Origin of the sequence: Geitlerinema sp. PCC 9228, assembly GCF_001870905.1 — a bacterium.
In the GTDB taxonomy this organism is placed as follows: domain Bacteria; phylum Cyanobacteriota; class Cyanobacteriia; order Cyanobacteriales; family PCC-9228; genus PCC-9228.
Genome location: NZ_LNDC01000103.1, coordinates 39,058 through 54,223 on the forward strand (window position 1 = coordinate 39,058; position 15,166 = coordinate 54,223).

Sequence of the window (15,166 nt, forward strand, 5' to 3'; positions counted from 1 at the left end):
CCGAGTCCCGACTCCCTACGGTGAAAATGTTAAGCAATATTACAAAATTGACGTTAAACCATTATTCGGTCTTGACACCCCCTAGAAAAGCCGCTAAAGTTGTAACCAATACCCGGGTAAGTAAACTTTAGTCCTATGCACCAGAAGCAGAAGGTAACCTTGTACATTCCGCCGGAACTTCACCGGAAGCTCAAAATTCGAGGGGCTGTGGACGCTGAACCCATGTCGGCGATCGCCCAGCGAGCCATTGAGTTCTACCTCGAACACGCTGAAGTGGTGGCGGAAGTAGAAGAAACAACCAAAGGGAAGACCCACCGCGTCTATACCTGTCCTGAATGCGAAGGGAATTTCGTTCTCCGCAGTGGAGAAGCGGTCTCCCTCAAGAACCAGCCCAAAGTTTTGGAAGATGGCGAAATCACATCGGCTCTCGAAAGCAGCCAAATTCGCCAAAACCGCGAACAAGAAGGGCAAGAAGGGGAAGAAGAACTCGTTCCCTGTTAACAACAACATCCTGAAAACCCAAGTCGTAGATGTGTCGGAGTGCCAACAGTGATTCGCAGGGGTGAGCAATGTCAGCCCTGTCTCTAGGAGGTCGATTATGCAAGAAGAGCTAAGTACCCTGGTCAAAGCTCAATATCCCTTAATTTATTTGGTGACTTCTGAAGAGGAGCGTGCCGAGAGGGCGATTGCGACAATTGCTCAACAAGAGAAACCCCAGCGAAGCGTATATTTGTGGACAGTGACACACGGGATCGTAGAGTATGGCGATCGCCCGCGTCAGTCAGTCCAACACAATACAGTTTCGCCGGAGGCAGCCATAGAGTGGGTTGTGCGACAAAAAGATCCTGGTTTGTACATCTTCAAAGATCTCCATCCTTTCATTGACTCGCCCCCGGTAACGCGCTATCTGCGGGATGCGATCGCCAGCTTCAAAGGCACCCACAAAACCATCGTTTTGATGTCGCCAATACAGCAAATTCCGACCGAACTAGAGAAGGAAGTAGCTGTCATTGACTTTCCCCTGCCGAACATGTCAGAACTCAACGAAGTTCTGTCCCAGCAGCTGGAAAAAAGTCGAAACCGACGCATATCTACCGATACGAGGGAAAAACTTCTGAAATCTGCCCTTGGTTTGACCAAAGACGAAGCGGAAAAAGTTTATCGCAAAGCTCACGTCACCAAGGGGCAGCTCACCGAGTCAGAAGTAGACATCGTCCTATCGGAGAAGAAACAGCTAATTCGGCGAAACGGGATTCTGGACTATCTAGAAGAAGATGACACCATTGATTCCATTGGTGGTGTAGAAGAGCTGAAAAAGTGGTTGCGCCAGCGCGCCGACGCCTTTACGGAAAGGGCACGGGAGTACGGCTTGCCCCAGCCCAAGGGAATGTTGATTTTGGGCGTTCCCGGATGTGGGAAAACCCTCGTGGCAAAAACCACCTCGCGTCTGTGGGGATTGCCGCTGCTGAGACTAGATATGGGGCGCGTGTACGACGGTTCCACCGTTGGCAAATCCGAAGCCAACCTGCGCAACGCCCTGAAAACCGCCGAATCCCTTTCCCCAGCTATCCTGTTCATCGACGAGTTAGACAAAGCCTTCTCCGGTAGCGGTGGTTCTGCGGACTCCGATGGGGGTACTTCTGGTCGGATTTTTGGTTCTTTTCTTACCTGGATGCAAGAGAAAACCTCCCCAGTATTTGTCATGGCAACAGCGAACCGGGTAGAACGCTTGCCAGGGGAATTTCTCCGCAAAGGTCGCTTCGATGAAATCTTCTTTGTGGATTTACCAACCACAGAAGAACGTCAAGCCATTTTCAAAATTCACCTATCCAAGCGCCGCCGAGACATTTCTCGCTTCGACCTCGAACAACTAGCCAAAGTGTCCGAAGGGTTCTCCGGCGCAGAAATCGAGCAAGCGATCGTCGCTGCCATGTACGAAGCGTTTGCTCAAGAAAGAGAATTTACCCAGCTGGACATCATCGCCGCAATCAAAGCGACGTTGCCTCTATCGAAGACCATGACCGAACAGGTAACAGCCTTGCGAGATTGGGCCAGGCAGCGTGCGCGTCCAGCTGCATCCTCCGTCGCCGAATACCAGCGGCTGGAGTTCTAACAGGCTTTCTCCTGGCACCCACCGCTCGTGTAGCGAGTCAGGAGCAAAGGCTAGACTTTCCCAGTCTAGCAGTTCCCACAAAGAGCCACAAACCCGTGGCCATTTCCCTAAAAAACCGTTGTCGTACTTTAACTTCCCAACTTAAGGAGGATTCCTCTTATGTCTCACTTCAGCACCCTGCGCACCAAAATCACCGACGCTGAAATCCTAAAATCTTCCCTGCGCGATCTAGGCATCACCGTGAAAAGCAATGCCGATGTGCGCGGTTACAACCAGCAGCGCGTTCGTGCTGATATCGTCGCCGTTCTCGAAGGCGACTATGACCTAGGTTGGTCCAAAAATAGCGACGGCACCTTCGATTTAATCGCCGACCTCTGGGGCGTTGCCAAAAAGCACAATCAAACCGAGTTGATCAACGCCATCAACCAGAAGTATGCCGTTAACAAAACGCTGTCTGAAGTACGCAACAACAGCAGCTTGCAAAACGCTAACGTTCAGGTCGTTGCCCAAAAGTAAACGACGCTAGTGCGTTCGGAAGCTAACGGGTTAATCCGCTTAAAAACGGGTTAGCCCGTTTTTTTATGGGACATGAATAGATGATTTTCGGGAAGAGAAAAAGTGGCAAACTTTTCCCTCCCCGAACGATCGATTTGCTACGAACTAGGCGGTAAAACCTAGCAAAATAAAGAGAATGGCACCAATACCAGCAAGAATGGTTAGTACCAAACCAGCGTTGGGACTTCCTTTCCAAGAATAATTTTTATCTGCCATAAAGAAACACTTGTAATTCTTCCTGTCTCTATTGTTACGTTTTTTAAAAAAATTGACAGGGGGTCTACACTGCTTTTACGATCGCTTCTAACGCTTTAAAAAAAACAGGAGTATCAAAATGGATATAGAAAACACCGCATGGTTGGATGCTGTTGCTGTTGCCCTTGCCATTGGCTTGGTTATCGGCGCTTTTGCCGTAATGTTCAACGGCGTTCTCACCAAAGTGCGCGATCGCTAGTAGAGAATCTGGGAAAAAATTCCACCCAAAAACCCATGTCCGACCTAGCTGTTTGTTGGGTCGGTCGTTTTACAATAGAAGAGAAATCGCTAGTAATGGAGGAAAACGCCCATCGAGACCATCCACGGAAATCTCAAAGGACTCAAATCCAGCGAACTCAAACAGCTACAAAAACTCTACCGTCAAAAAATCCCCGTCGATGCGATCGCAACCCCCGAATTTGCCCAACGCCTGGCAGCCATTAGCACCGACATTGGCAAACCCATCTCCACCTACATCAACCGGCGGGGGCAAGTGATTCGCGTGGGCGTGGGAACGCCGCGACAAACCCAAATTCCGCCCTTAGAATTACCCCGTTACGGGGCTAGCCGCCTGTGTGGAATTCGCTGCATTACCACCCAGGCAAAAGCCCACCCCCCCAACGTCGATACCCTGACCACCATGGCGATCCAACGGTGGGATGCCTTGGCTACCCTGATTCTGTCTGGATCGGGGTTTGAACGTCGCGGCGGTGGTCCGACGGGTTATATTCAATCCACCTATCTTGCCCATTTAGCCTCCCAATCCAGCCAAGAAGCCACCGAATCGCCAGAAAGTCCCGCCCACTGGCACGTTTCCAGCCCCTTAAGCCTCGATATCCTTACCAAACAGGACTTTTTGGATTTGGTCGAGGGGTTGGAAGAAGAATTTGAACGGGAACACGTTGCCCTAGAAGTTGAAGAAGGCAAAGAACGGGTATTGGTGGTGGGGATTGAAACCCAAGAGATGACCCGCGAACAGTTCCAACACCAACTCACCGAACTGCAGCGGTTGGTGGAAAGCGCCGGTGGTACGGTTTTGGATACCTTGCAGCAAAAGCGATCGCATCCCCACCAGCAAACCGTTGTGGGTTCGGGAAAAGTGGACGAAATTGCCCTCAGCGCCCAAACCTTGGGGGCGAGTTTGGTGGTATTCGATCGCGATTTGTCGCCTGCCCAAGTCCGCAACGTGGAAACTCGCGTGGGGGTACGGGTATGCGATCGCACGGAACTAATTTTAGATATTTTCGCACAACGCGCTCGCACCCGGGCCGGCAAACTGCAAGTGGAACTAGCCCAATTGGAATATTTATTGCCCCGCCTCACAGGTCGCGGGGAAGCCATGTCGCGGTTGGGCGGCGGTATTGGCACGCGCGGTCCTGGGGAAACCAAGCTAGAAACGGAACGACGGGCGATCCAAAAGCGCATTTCCCGGCTGCAGAAGGAAGTCAACCACTTGCAAGAACATCGGGAACGGTTGCGCCACCGCCGTCAAAGCCAAGATGTGCCTTCCATCGCCATTGTTGGCTATACCAACGCCGGCAAATCGACGCTTCTCAACGCCCTCACCAGCGCCCACATTTACACTGCCAACCAACTTTTTGCCACGCTAGACCCCACCACGCGCCGTCTGGTGGTTCCCCACGCGACCACCCACGAACCGCAAACCATCGTGCTAACGGATACTGTGGGATTTATTCACGAACTACCACCTTCTCTTATTGATGCTTTTCGCGCTACCTTAGAGGAGGTAACGGAAGCCGATGCCTTGCTGCAGGTGGTGGATCTTTCCCATCCCGCCTGGCGATCGCAAGTGGAATCCGTTTCCACCATTTTAGGAGAGATGCCCCTGGCACCGGGTCCAATGCTAATGGCTTTCAATAAAATTGATTGCGTGGATTCGGAAACCCTGGAAGCTGCCAAAGCGGATTTCCCGCAAGCGGCTTTTGTTTCCGCCCAAGACAACATTGGCTTGGAACCCTTGCGCCAAAAGCTGGGGCAATTGGTCCACTACACCACCTGCGTGTAAAGGTTTCCGAACCTGCGCGATCGCCAGCCCCGTAATATTTGTTTGCTAAAATTCAAATATAGCAATACAGTTATTGAGCGATTTACCATGGCTAACGTCGAAATCTACACCTGGAGTACCTGTCCTTTTTGCGCCCGCGCCAAAGCCCTGCTGGACGAAAAAGGCGTACAGTATAGCGAATACACCATCGACGGCGATGAAGAAGCCCGCAACCGCATGGCAGAACGTGCTAACGGCAAGCGTACCATGCCGCAAATTTTTATCAACAACCAACACGTAGGCGGTTGCGACGAACTCTACCAACTGGAAAGCCAAGGCAAACTAGACGAAGCCCTTCAATCGGCCGCTAGCTAACCGTATTAGCTAAAGCATTTGCGTCCACGCTGGTGGTACAATCGTAGCCAAAGCGCTTGTGCGTTTCGTAGAAACCATCTCCCATAGGCATACAAGGTGAAGTTCGCATTTATTATCGACCCAATCCATCACCTCAACCCAGCCCACGACACCAGCGTGGCGCTCATGGAAGCTGCTTACGAACTCGGGCACGAAGTTTGGATTACCCAAGCCAGCCAACTAAGCGTACAGGAAGGCAAAGCCGGGGCTAAACTCACCTCGGTACAGTTGCATTCGGTACAATTGCAACAGGGGCGTTGGGTAGTTCCCCAACCTTGGTACGAACTGGGGGTTACCGCTTTCCATTTTTTGGAGGAAATGGATGCGGTGTTTATGCGTACCGACCCTCCGGTGACCATTCCTTATTTGTACGCTACCCATATTTTAGATTATATAAATCCTAATAAAACTTTGGTGGTGAACGCGCCGGCGGGATTGCGCACTGCCAACGAGAAAATGTATGCATTGCGATTTCCCGAATTCATGCCGGAAACCATTGTGACTGCCAGCAAGGAAGAAATTCAGGCATTTTTGGCGGAAAAAGGGAAAGTTGTGCTCAAACCCCTAGCTGGCAAAGGCGGAGAGGGGATTTTGGTTTTGGTAGAGGGCGATCGCAATTTTAACTCTTTGGTAGAATTGAGTACCCACCAAGTAGGGGAGATTCGCGAATCGCCCTTACCGGTGATGGTTCAGGAATTCTTACCCGCCGCTTCCGAAGGTGACAAACGCATCATGCTGCTTGACGGCGAACCCCTTGGTGCCATCAACCGCGTTCCCGCTGCCAACGACTATCGCGGCAATATGGCGGTGGGGGGCAGTGTTGTCAAGACAGAAATTACTCCGGCAGAACGGGAGATGTGCCAAAAAATGACCCCTACGTTGCGTCAGGATGGTTTGTATTTTGTGGGGATTGATATTATTGGCGGTTGTCTCACGGAAGTGAACGTGACCAGTCCCACGGGATTGCGGGAAATTCAACGACTGGAAAATAGCGACCCCGCCCATCGTACCATTGAATGGACGGTACAGCGGGTACAATCCCAGTGCGATCGCAGCGAAGCCGCTCAAATTGGCTGATGGGCAAACGACGCAAATCTCGCAAGCAATTTTCTAAGAAATCTAAAAAGCGTCTTCCCAAACGCGATCGCCGAACGTCTTCCAAACGCTTGCAAGAAAAACTCGAACAAATTCAAGGAGAATTGGAACAAGCGCGTGCGGAACGGGAATATTTGCAGAACCAACTAGCGTGGGTTTTGTATTACCTAGAACGTTTGGACCCACCGACATTGTATCAGACTTTGGAGAATATCTCGCAAGGAATGGGGGCAGCCAATCCCTTACCTTCGGAAGTGGGAATTGACTACCAACCCTTGCAGGAAATGCTTGCCCACCAGGATTGGCAGCAAGCGGACGAACAAACTTGGATGTTATTGCTGCAAGCGTTTGATAAGGAGGATTCCCAGGTTTTGACGCCTGAAGATATAGCGAATTTCCCCAGTACGGATTTGCAAACAATAAATTGGTTGTGGGAGGCTTATAGCGAGGGTCGTTTTGGCTTGCGCGTACAACAGGAAGTTTGGGAAATGGTGGGCGGCGATTACGGGGCTTTTTGCGATCGCGTGGGCTGGCGTTCTGCGAGTCAGTGGTTGTACTACGAAGACCTCACGTTTAGCCTCAGCGCGGCTACCGGTCACTTGCCGGTTTTGGGATGGCGTCGGCGTTCCTGTTACGGTGTGGGCAGCAATACGGCGCGGGAAAGCATGGCTTATCTATTGGAACGTTTTCGGGAGGTGACTGGCGAGGAGGAATGAGGTTTCTAAAGATTTTTCCTGTTTTTTTTGACATTTTAAAATGAGCGATCGCGGTTTGAATGGTTTGGAAGTAGCAACTAGAGCTGTCTAACCTTTGAATCGAACGGTATCGGTATCCAAAACTTTTATACTACTTCAGAAATCAAATTCATGGAAACATTTAGAAGATTACGTGAATCGCAGTTAGCAACTCTGCCACCAGCAATTGCAATTATATCCATGCTATTCTAGTATTTGGAGTGCACCGCCTTATAGAGAATTTATAGTTTTCTACGCGATCGTCTTTTTTTACTACGTGACCTTTTCCTATTCTCTTTTCGTGATATTTCTCTTTGAGAATTTAGGGGTAATGCTGCTAAATCGCGTTGGTTATTTAATACTGAACGAATTGTAAAAAATGTAAGCAAGACACCAATTCCAACAAATGCTACGCCTACATGTTCTGTACTTATTTGCGCTCCAAAGATTTGAATTTCCGTATTGGAGTTGGAGTTTATTGCAATTGCATATATACCACCGGCAATACAAATTATGGCTAGCAGGCCGAAAGTTTTAGTTATAAGTTTGTGTAGTTCGATTGCTTCTCTTTGATGAATTGGTGCTGTTGGCGGCGTTGGTTTATGATTGCTATGGATCGCTATAGCCGGAACCACGTTTGTACTTCCACAAAAACATTTTCCTTCATAGGAGAAAGCATCATTCACCATAAATCTTCCACAATCAAGGCATTTCTTACCTCGTTCGTTTTCCTTAAATTTATGTAATGTCCAACAGCATTTTTGACCTGGCTCGAAAGTTTCCATTAACACTTAACCTCCTGCACCTCTCTAGATGTTCCCGAACATTAATAATTCTATTGTAAAGCTTAGGAACATTTACTTGATAAGGGGCAATAGTGAAGAAGGCAGCTCCCCTGTAGGGATGAAAAGGAATGTTCTGTACCCTCAGAAGCCTTCAATATTTTAAGAAAAAATTTATATTTGATCGATATCCTTCCTACCTTTCCATCAGTTTTTGTGGTATTTCATTTAGTCCAAAATGTTGGGTAAAATAATGGCTATTTCTTTCAGACTAACAATTAGAGCAATCGCTTTTCTCTCAATACCATCACCACCCGCCCTTGACGCCCCCTTCCCCTTCACATTAAACTAAAAGCCAATCTCATCTCCCACGCATCCACGCCCCATGCCCAACATCAACCGCCGTCAATTTATTATCCTCTCCAGCCTCGCCACTGGCTATGCCCTTTGTACCCATCCCATCGCCGCCAGTACCATCACCACAGACACCGAAGGCATTACCACCGAACAAGTGCAAATCCCCATTGGCGGCGTCTCCATTCCCGCTTATACCGCCATGCCCGCATCGGGAAATATGTTTCCCGTGGTTTTGGTCGTACACGAAATTTTTGGCGTTCACGAATACATCCAAGACGTTTGCCGCCGTTTGGCGAAAGAAGGATATTTTGCGATCGCGCCAGCCTTGTTTGCCCGCCAAAGCGATGTCTCCCAAATGAGCGATCCCCAAACCATCATCTCGGAAGTGGTGTCTCAAGTCCCCGACAAACAAGTTATGGATGACTTGAATGCTACCGTTACCTGGGTTGCCGGCACGGGCAAAGGCAACATCGACAAATTGGGGATTACTGGGTTTTGCTGGGGCGGTCGCATTGTGTGGCTGTATGCCGCCCACAACCCCCGCGTCAAAGCTGGAGTGGCTTGGTATGGTCGTTTGCAGGGAGAAACCACGCCGCTAACCCCGCAACATCCCATCGATATTGCCGGCAAGTTGCAAGCCCCGGTTTTGGGATTGTACGGTGGTAGCGATCGCTTGATTTCCGTAGAAAGCATCCAAACCATGCGCCAACGCCTGGTTCAAAGCAACAGCCCCTCCGAAATTGTGGTTTATCCCGACGCTTCCCACGGGTTCCACGCCGACTATCGGGATTCTTATGCAAAAGAGGCAGCGGTGGATGGCTGGCAGCGATTGCAAGTGTGGTTTCGCCGCCACGATGTGATTTATAACATTACATTAGCGGATTAGGACGTATACATGTATAATAGTAAGGACGAAACGATGTATTCAAAATCCATTGATATGCCAGCTCCCTCAAGCTATGACTTTCGTCAAAAGGCAATTTTGGCAATTTTTTGTCAATCCCCTACTTGAGAATTTTCGTAATTAAAAAACGAACTTGCGCTTTTCCAGCTAATTTGGTAGGATTTTAAAAATTTCACAATCGAGGCTTTGTATGTCAAATTTTTAAAAAATCGCCTCAAAAAACGGCGCCACCCCCCAGAATTTCATGGGCACTACTGGTAGAAACCTGGCTTGGCATCGATGGATGTTGCAGGAAATTTGGGGCGTTTTGGTAGCTCTAATTTGACGATTACATGTTTTTGTGCTATAGTAAAGGGTTTAACTACTTTACTGCTAATCGATAAAATCTTTAATAAACGAATTAATAAACGTATTCACCTGGCATTTGCCATTAATTACTTCCCACAAACCGCGCGCTAGGGGAAGGGAAATATGCAGTTTCTCTGCAATGTAGAGAGTGGTTTTCAGGGTATTGTATCCTTCTGGCAAAACACCCATTTTTTCTTGAATTTCCGGCAGAGAAAAATCGCTAGCCAGCAGTTCTCCCATACGGCGGTTGTGACTGTGTTGGCTTAAAGACGTAGCCAGCAAGTCACCCATACCAGAAATATACAAAAAGGTTTCTAGTTTGGCACCCAATCCTACTCCAATGCGCGCCATTTCTTCGAGGGCTAAGGTAATATAAGAGGCACGAAAATTAATACTGTGGATGGATTTGCCATCGAACAATCCCAAACCGATAGCGTAGATATTTTTCAACACCCCTCCCATTTCTACACCGATTTCATCGTCGGAAAAACGGGTACGGAAATGGTCGTTATCTAGGACTTGGGATACCATTAAAAGATGGCTGGAATTTTGTCCGGCAATCGTAACCAATGTGGGCATCCCTTGGGAAAATTCGTTGGCGACGGAAGGACCGGAAAGCATGATGCGGGAACAGTGGGGAAAGAGTTTTGATAAAATTTGAAAGGCGGTTAATCCGGTTTGGCGGTCGATGCCTTTGGCGAGGTTTACCAAAATGGTTTCGTGGCTGATTTGTTCGCGGAGGGGTTCTAGGGTAGGTTGAATAAATATGGAGGGGATGGCAATAAATACCATTTGGCTGCTGTCAAAAACGGTTTTGACTTCTGTGGTGGCGGATAGGTTTTTTGAGAGAGAAACGTCGGGAAGAAATTTGCTGTTGGTTTGCTTTTGGTTGATTTCGGCTACAACGTCGCTGTTGTATTCCCAGCCGAGAACTGGATAGCCGTTGTTGGCAATTAAGTTGCCCATGGCGGTGCCAAAGTTTCCCAAACCAATGATACCAATTTGCATTTTCGTTGCTCCTAGATTTTATACCAAATTCTATGCGTACAAGTTCCATTTTATATAGAGACTAAAGAGGGGAAGGAAGGGGAAGAAGTGCCCTCTCACGAAAGGGGCAACCAAACCGGGGTTGCCCCTACAGGATAATTGTGGTTTTTCCATGTCGGATTTGGTATTAGGGATTTGGCGAGGAATTGCTTTCTGGAATTGTTTGCGAGTTTTGTTTCTCGGGGAAATAAAACTCTAAGGCTCCATTATCTGTTCTAATTTTCGCTCCTAAATCGCGAATTTCTTGCAAAGCGCGTTGCTGGGTATATTTATCTTTTGTACGAACGGCTCTCGAATAAACATCTGCCCATCCCATCAACCGAATTTGTTTGCTTTTGGGATTTTTCTGTAAAAATTGGGCTCGTTGGCGGTAGCTTTGGGCATATCCGGGATATTCTTTTTGGTTGGGACTTTGTTCGACCCAGTCAGCGGCTTTTTGGTAGGAGTGAATGGCACCTTCAATATCTCCTAGTAATAATAATTGGTCCATGGCTTTGTACACCCAAAGCAAAAAGGCACGTGGGTGCATGGTGGGGGTTAGTTTTTCGATGCCGCGATTGATATAGCGAACGGAAGTTTCTGGTTGGGCTTGATAGATGGAAATGCCGTTGGAAAGAAAAGGATAAATTTCTACAAAGCGAGGGTCGAGTTGGGTGATTAAATCGAAATGGTTGTCGTTGAGTTGATATCCGGTTGCGCGGCGAGCTTCCTTGTTGCCGAAGTATTGTAAATATCGCAAAAAGACCCAATCGGCAAGCAAGTTATCAAACCCAAAGGTAGGCATTCTTTTCATAACTTGCAATTGCAGTTGGATTTGTCTTTCTTGTTGGGTGGGTGTAATTTGGGAGGCAGATAAGTTGTCTTGCGACATTTTTTCTGATTGCATAGCCACAATCGTACCAGCTGCGATCGCAGCGATCGCGGGTGCTATCCAACCACCCAATCGCGACAGCCAACGCAACCTCGAATCTTGTTTGTTGCCTATAAATTCCATATGAGGTTCTACCCTACACACCTTCCATTTCCCGAGGAAATCCCAAGAAAAAATTGCAGCAAAAACCAGCGCTCAAATCATGCTGCTCTTATTTTACTGGCAATTTGCCGATTTGTTCGGCCTATAGAATGGCACAATGGACAGCAACATAGCTATCATAGGGGCATCAGCGATATGGAAACCGCTCGTGGCGGCTCGCTTCCCAAACTCCTACCAATCTAGGCATCGCCATAGCGATCGCAGCCACTTCCACACCACCAAAACAACTCAATACCGATGGTAATGGGTACCACCGCCCGTCGAACCAAAATGGCATTCAACCATGCTGGTACGCCAGTATTGCAGATGTACCCAGATATATGGGGAAACAGCCATTAGTCGAGGCTACGGCACTTGTTTCCGCTCTTGTACCGATGCCCAGCAATTCCAACTGGGCTGAGACTGTTGTATTTTTCCTGACCTACGTATGAACCGATCTTCTGGTAACACCCCATACCGTTCTTCCTGGCTGTTTAACAGCACCTTGGCAGCCACCACCCTCTCCTTGCTGGTTCCCTATGCAGCCCCAGTAGCGGCAGATAGCTTAGAAGATAGCCCCAAAGTAGTCATTGACGAAGCGTGGCAAATCGTTTATCGCGAATTTGTTGATGGCGACTTCAACCAAGTCAACTGGCAGCAAGTACGCCAAGACCTGCTAGAGCAAGATTATAGCTCGCGCGAGCAAGCCTACGAAGCCCTGCGGGATGCTCTTTCCCAGCTGAACGATCCCTACACTCGTTTTCTCGATCCCCGACAGTTTCAACGGCTAGCCAGCCAAACTTCTGGCGAACTTTCCGGCGTAGGTGTACGTTTGGAAAGCGATGAAACCGGCGATCGCGTGCGCGTGGCGGAAGTGTTAAAAGAATCGCCTGCCTTAGAAGCGGGATTGCAAACCGGCGATCGCATTTTACAAATTAACGGTCGTTCCACCAAAGGCATGAGCCCCGAAGACGCAGCCAGACTCCTGCGTGGCGAAGTTGGTAGCTACGTCAAAGTCAAAATCCAGCGTTTGAGCGACCAAACCCAAGAGCTCACCTTACGCCGGGAACGCATTACCATTCCTTCTGTAGCTACCCGTCTCAAGCGAGAAGACGACAACCGCATCGGCTACATTCGCATTAAAGAATTTAGCGCCCACGCTCCCGAGGAAACCCGCCAAGCCATTCAAAAACTGGAACAAGAGGGTGCCCAAGCGTTTGTATTGGATTTGCGCGGCAACCCCGGCGGTTTGTTGAATGCTAGCATTGAAATTGCTCGCATGTGGCTGCAATCGGGCACCATCGTCCGCACAGTCGATCGCAGCGGCGAAAGCAAAATCAGCAACGCCAACCAACAAGCTATTACCAAATTGCCATTAGTCGTTTTGGTAGATAACAACTCCGCCAGCGCCAGCGAAATTTTAGCCGGTGCCATCCAAGACAACGAACGTGGTGTTGTGGTTGGGGAGGAAACCTTTGGCAAAGCCTTCGTGCAGTCAGTGCATTCCCTTTCCGACGGTTCGGGGATTGCGGTTACCATTGCCCATTACTACACCCCCGACGGTACGGATATAAGCAAAAAAGGCATCGTACCCGATATTGCTGTAGATATTTCCGCCGCGGAAAAACGCCAGTTAGATGACAATCCCAGTTCCCTAGCCACCAGCGAAGATCCCTACTACCAGCGCGCCGTTTCGCTGCTGCAAAAGGGGCAACCTTCCATTGCCAATCGCCAGTAGCTGTGGAGGAACTTTCCGGTTTTGGTGCGTTGGTCGATCTAGCGCACCCAACCGGTCGCCTTCGTGGCATGATATTGGGGTAGCATGTTTTTAATCAAGACAAACTCCTATGGCGATCGCGCAACCCGATATCGATCTGGCTCCCCTTATCGACCATTCCATCCTGATTCCCATCGCTACGCCGGAGCAGGTGAAGCAATATTGCCAACAAGCAGAACAATATCAATTTGCCAGCGTCTGCGTTTGCCCCACCCATGTGAGTCAAGCGGTAGAATGGCTCCATGGGAAGAAACCCCAAGTGTGTACGGTCATTGGCTTTCCTACCGGGGCAACCACATCGGCAACCAAACTTTACGAGGCGCAGGAAGCGGTAGAACGCGGCGCTAGCGAGTTGGATGTGGTGTTAAATTTGGGATGGATTAAAACCGGCGATAGCAAATCCCTGTATCGCGAAATTGCCCAAATTTGTGAGGAAACCGGGCAAACTGTGAAAGCAATTTTGGAAACCAATTTGCTGACCAACGATGAAAAACGCCTGGCAGCAGAGGTGTGTTTGGATGCTGGCGTGCAGTTTCTGAAAACTTGTACCGGTTGGAACGGTGGCGCTACCGTGGAGGATGTGAAGCTGCTGCACGATATTGCTCGCGGGAATATTGGGGTTAAAGCTTCCGGGGGAATTCGTACTTACGAACAGGCAGTGCGGTTGGTGATGGCGGGGGCAACCCGTTTGGGAACCTCTCGCGGTGTGGAATTGTTGCGCCAGCGCGATCGCGCTAACGAAATCAGCGAGGAAGAAGCATCTTCCCATGCCCAGTCATGAACAAAAGTTACAAGGCAGTGGGGATTAATTTAAAATCCTCCCCGCTGGGAGAGTCAGACCGACTGCTGACAATTTTAACGGCAGAATACGGGATTGTGCGTGCGATCGCGCCGGGGGCACGCAAACATAAATCTACCCTGCGCGGTCGCAGCGAGGTGTTTGTGGAAAACGAACTGTTGCTCTACCGCGGGCGATCGCTCCATCGCATCCAACAGGCGCAAACCCTGGCTTCCTACCCTAGTTTGAGCCAAAATTTGGGGAAACTAACTGTAGCCCAGTATTGGGCAGAGTTGGTGTTGGCACAGGCAGTGAGCGAACAACCCCAAACCGAATTGTACGAAATTCTCACCGAACACCTGCGCCGCTTGCACCAAATGAGTGCCCCCTCTGCTCAGACAGAAGTGCAGGCGTTGCTAGCTCGTTTGTGCCACGGCATCTATCACTTGCTGGCGGTGGGTGGGATTGCCCCCCAGTGTTTTCGCTGTACTTTCTCGCAACAAGCGATCGCGCCCCCAGAAACCACGGAGGAAACTTGGCAAGTGGGATTTAGCGCTGCCAGTGGTGGTATCGTCAGCTTGGCAGCGTTCGAGAAAACCCGAAATCGCCAGCAAAAGACCAGTTCCGCAACCAGTGGTACTTGCCGCGAAGCACCTTCTTCCTACCGCACCGATCGCATCCCAGATAACCGTACGGGATGGCCACCGCTAACTGGTAAGCTGAATGCAGGAGAACTAGCCATGTTGCAGCAACTGCCCTCACCGCAACTGCCTGCAGAATGGCTCGTGCCTCCCGCAGCAACTTCCCCTTCCCACTGCCAAGGGCTTTCCGATTCTTGGCAAACCATAGAACACCTGTTGCGTCAGTATGCCCAATATCATTTGGGAACGTCCATCCGCTCAGCCACCTTACTCAACGCTTGTATTACAATGTTTTAATCAAACACCATCGGGCAAAAGTTTAGAAACGCTAGACGCGGCCCGAGGCTCG

At 49.5% G+C, this 15,166-nt stretch carries 14 protein-coding genes; 11 read left to right on the top strand and 3 right to left on the bottom strand.

Going from position 1 to position 15,166, the window contains the following annotated elements:
* Positions 1-135 precede the first annotated feature (135 nt).
* From AS151_RS10640 to AS151_RS10670, 7 genes are all read left to right on the top strand, one after another.
* Complete coding sequence (locus AS151_RS10640; protein ID WP_071517033.1) at positions 136-501, top strand: hypothetical protein; 366 nt, start codon at positions 136-138, stop codon at positions 499-501.
* A gap of 97 nt (positions 502-598) precedes the next feature.
* A complete protein-coding gene (locus AS151_RS10645) occupies positions 599-2,113 on the top strand; it encodes an AAA family ATPase (protein WP_071517034.1) in 1,515 nt (504 codons plus the stop codon).
* A gap of 159 nt (positions 2,114-2,272) precedes the next feature.
* Positions 2,273-2,629 carry a DUF1257 domain-containing protein gene (locus AS151_RS10650; protein ID WP_071517035.1) on the top strand — a complete coding sequence of 119 codons (357 nt, stop codon included), beginning with the start codon at positions 2,273-2,275 and terminating at the stop codon, positions 2,627-2,629.
* A 604-nt stretch (positions 2,630-3,233) separates the two neighbouring features.
* On the top strand, positions 3,234-4,949 hold the full coding sequence (hflX, locus tag AS151_RS10655) for a GTPase HflX (protein WP_084639513.1): 1,716 nt from the start codon (positions 3,234-3,236) through the stop codon (positions 4,947-4,949).
* A gap of 87 nt (positions 4,950-5,036) precedes the next feature.
* Positions 5,037-5,303, top strand: coding sequence for a glutaredoxin 3 (grxC, locus tag AS151_RS10660; protein WP_071517037.1), 267 nt, complete (start codon positions 5,037-5,039; stop codon positions 5,301-5,303).
* Positions 5,304-5,399: 96 nt separating this feature from the next.
* Positions 5,400-6,419 carry a glutathione synthase gene (gene gshB / locus AS151_RS10665; protein ID WP_071517038.1) on the top strand — a complete coding sequence of 340 codons (1,020 nt, stop codon included), beginning with the start codon at positions 5,400-5,402 and terminating at the stop codon, positions 6,417-6,419.
* The gene (locus AS151_RS10670) at positions 6,419-7,153 is read left to right on the top strand and encodes a GUN4 domain-containing protein (protein WP_071517039.1); all 735 of its coding nucleotides are present in this window, start codon (positions 6,419-6,421) and stop codon (positions 7,151-7,153) included. The genes gshB and AS151_RS10670 overlap by 1 nt, the downstream gene beginning before the upstream one ends.
* Before the next feature lie 260 nt (positions 7,154-7,413).
* Here AS151_RS10670 and AS151_RS21520 read toward each other — a convergent pair whose 3' ends face one another.
* Positions 7,414-7,956 carry a hypothetical protein gene (locus AS151_RS21520; protein WP_139240613.1) on the bottom strand — a complete coding sequence of 181 codons (543 nt, stop codon included), beginning with the start codon at positions 7,954-7,956 and terminating at the stop codon, positions 7,414-7,416.
* A gap of 382 nt (positions 7,957-8,338) precedes the next feature.
* On the opposite strand from AS151_RS21520, the gene AS151_RS10675 reads away from it, so the two are divergent.
* Positions 8,339-9,196, top strand: a complete 858-nt coding sequence (locus AS151_RS10675; RefSeq protein WP_071517040.1) for a dienelactone hydrolase family protein — start codon at positions 8,339-8,341, stop codon at positions 9,194-9,196.
* Between the two features lie 390 nt (positions 9,197-9,586).
* Here the strand turns inward: AS151_RS10675 and AS151_RS10680 are convergent, their stop codons facing one another.
* On the bottom strand, positions 9,587-10,570 hold the full coding sequence (locus AS151_RS10680; protein WP_071517041.1) for an NAD(P)H-dependent glycerol-3-phosphate dehydrogenase: 984 nt from the start codon (positions 10,568-10,570) through the stop codon (positions 9,587-9,589).
* Positions 10,571-10,736: 166 nt separating this feature from the next.
* Positions 10,737-11,603 carry a hypothetical protein gene (locus AS151_RS10685; protein WP_071517042.1) on the bottom strand — a complete coding sequence of 289 codons (867 nt, stop codon included), beginning with the start codon at positions 11,601-11,603 and terminating at the stop codon, positions 10,737-10,739.
* Between the two features lie 466 nt (positions 11,604-12,069).
* Here AS151_RS10685 and AS151_RS10690 point away from each other — a divergent pair, with 466 nt between their 5' ends.
* The 3 genes from AS151_RS10690 (at position 12,070) to recO (ending at position 15,114) form a co-directional block, all read left to right on the top strand.
* Positions 12,070-13,359, top strand: coding sequence for a S41 family peptidase (locus AS151_RS10690; protein WP_071517043.1), 1,290 nt, complete (start codon positions 12,070-12,072; stop codon positions 13,357-13,359).
* A 109-nt stretch (positions 13,360-13,468) separates the two neighbouring features.
* Entirely contained in the window at positions 13,469-14,179 is a 711-nt protein-coding gene (deoC, locus tag AS151_RS10695) for a deoxyribose-phosphate aldolase (RefSeq protein ID WP_071517044.1), read from the top strand.
* Positions 14,176-15,114, top strand: a complete 939-nt coding sequence (recO, locus tag AS151_RS10700) for a DNA repair protein RecO (RefSeq protein ID WP_071517045.1) — start codon at positions 14,176-14,178, stop codon at positions 15,112-15,114. The genes deoC and recO overlap by 4 nt, the downstream gene beginning before the upstream one ends.
* Positions 15,115-15,166: the final 52 nt, after the last annotated feature.

Bases quoted from the DNA above. Each gene is read 5' to 3' on its own strand.
- AS151_RS10640 (WP_071517033.1), top strand. From the start codon at position 136: ATGCACCAGAAGCAGAAGGTAACCTTGTACATTCCGCCGGAACTTCAC.
- AS151_RS10645 (WP_071517034.1), top strand. From the start codon at position 599: ATGCAAGAAGAGCTAAGTACCCTGGTCAAAGCTCAATATCCCTTAATT.
- AS151_RS10650 (WP_071517035.1), top strand. From the start codon at position 2,273: ATGTCTCACTTCAGCACCCTGCGCACCAAAATCACCGACGCTGAAATC.
- grxC (WP_071517037.1), top strand. From the start codon at position 5,037: ATGGCTAACGTCGAAATCTACACCTGGAGTACCTGTCCTTTTTGCGCC.
- AS151_RS10670 (WP_071517039.1), top strand. From the start codon at position 6,419: ATGGGCAAACGACGCAAATCTCGCAAGCAATTTTCTAAGAAATCTAAA.
- AS151_RS21520 (WP_139240613.1), bottom strand. From the start codon at position 7,956: ATGGAAACTTTCGAGCCAGGTCAAAAATGCTGTTGGACATTACATAAA.
- AS151_RS10675 (WP_071517040.1), top strand. From the start codon at position 8,339: ATGCCCAACATCAACCGCCGTCAATTTATTATCCTCTCCAGCCTCGCC.
- AS151_RS10680 (WP_071517041.1), bottom strand. From the start codon at position 10,570: ATGCAAATTGGTATCATTGGTTTGGGAAACTTTGGCACCGCCATGGGC.
- AS151_RS10685 (WP_071517042.1), bottom strand. From the start codon at position 11,603: ATGGAATTTATAGGCAACAAACAAGATTCGAGGTTGCGTTGGCTGTCG.
- AS151_RS10690 (WP_071517043.1), top strand. From the start codon at position 12,070: ATGAACCGATCTTCTGGTAACACCCCATACCGTTCTTCCTGGCTGTTT.
- deoC (WP_071517044.1), top strand. From the start codon at position 13,469: ATGGCGATCGCGCAACCCGATATCGATCTGGCTCCCCTTATCGACCAT.
- recO (WP_071517045.1), top strand. From the start codon at position 14,176: ATGAACAAAAGTTACAAGGCAGTGGGGATTAATTTAAAATCCTCCCCG.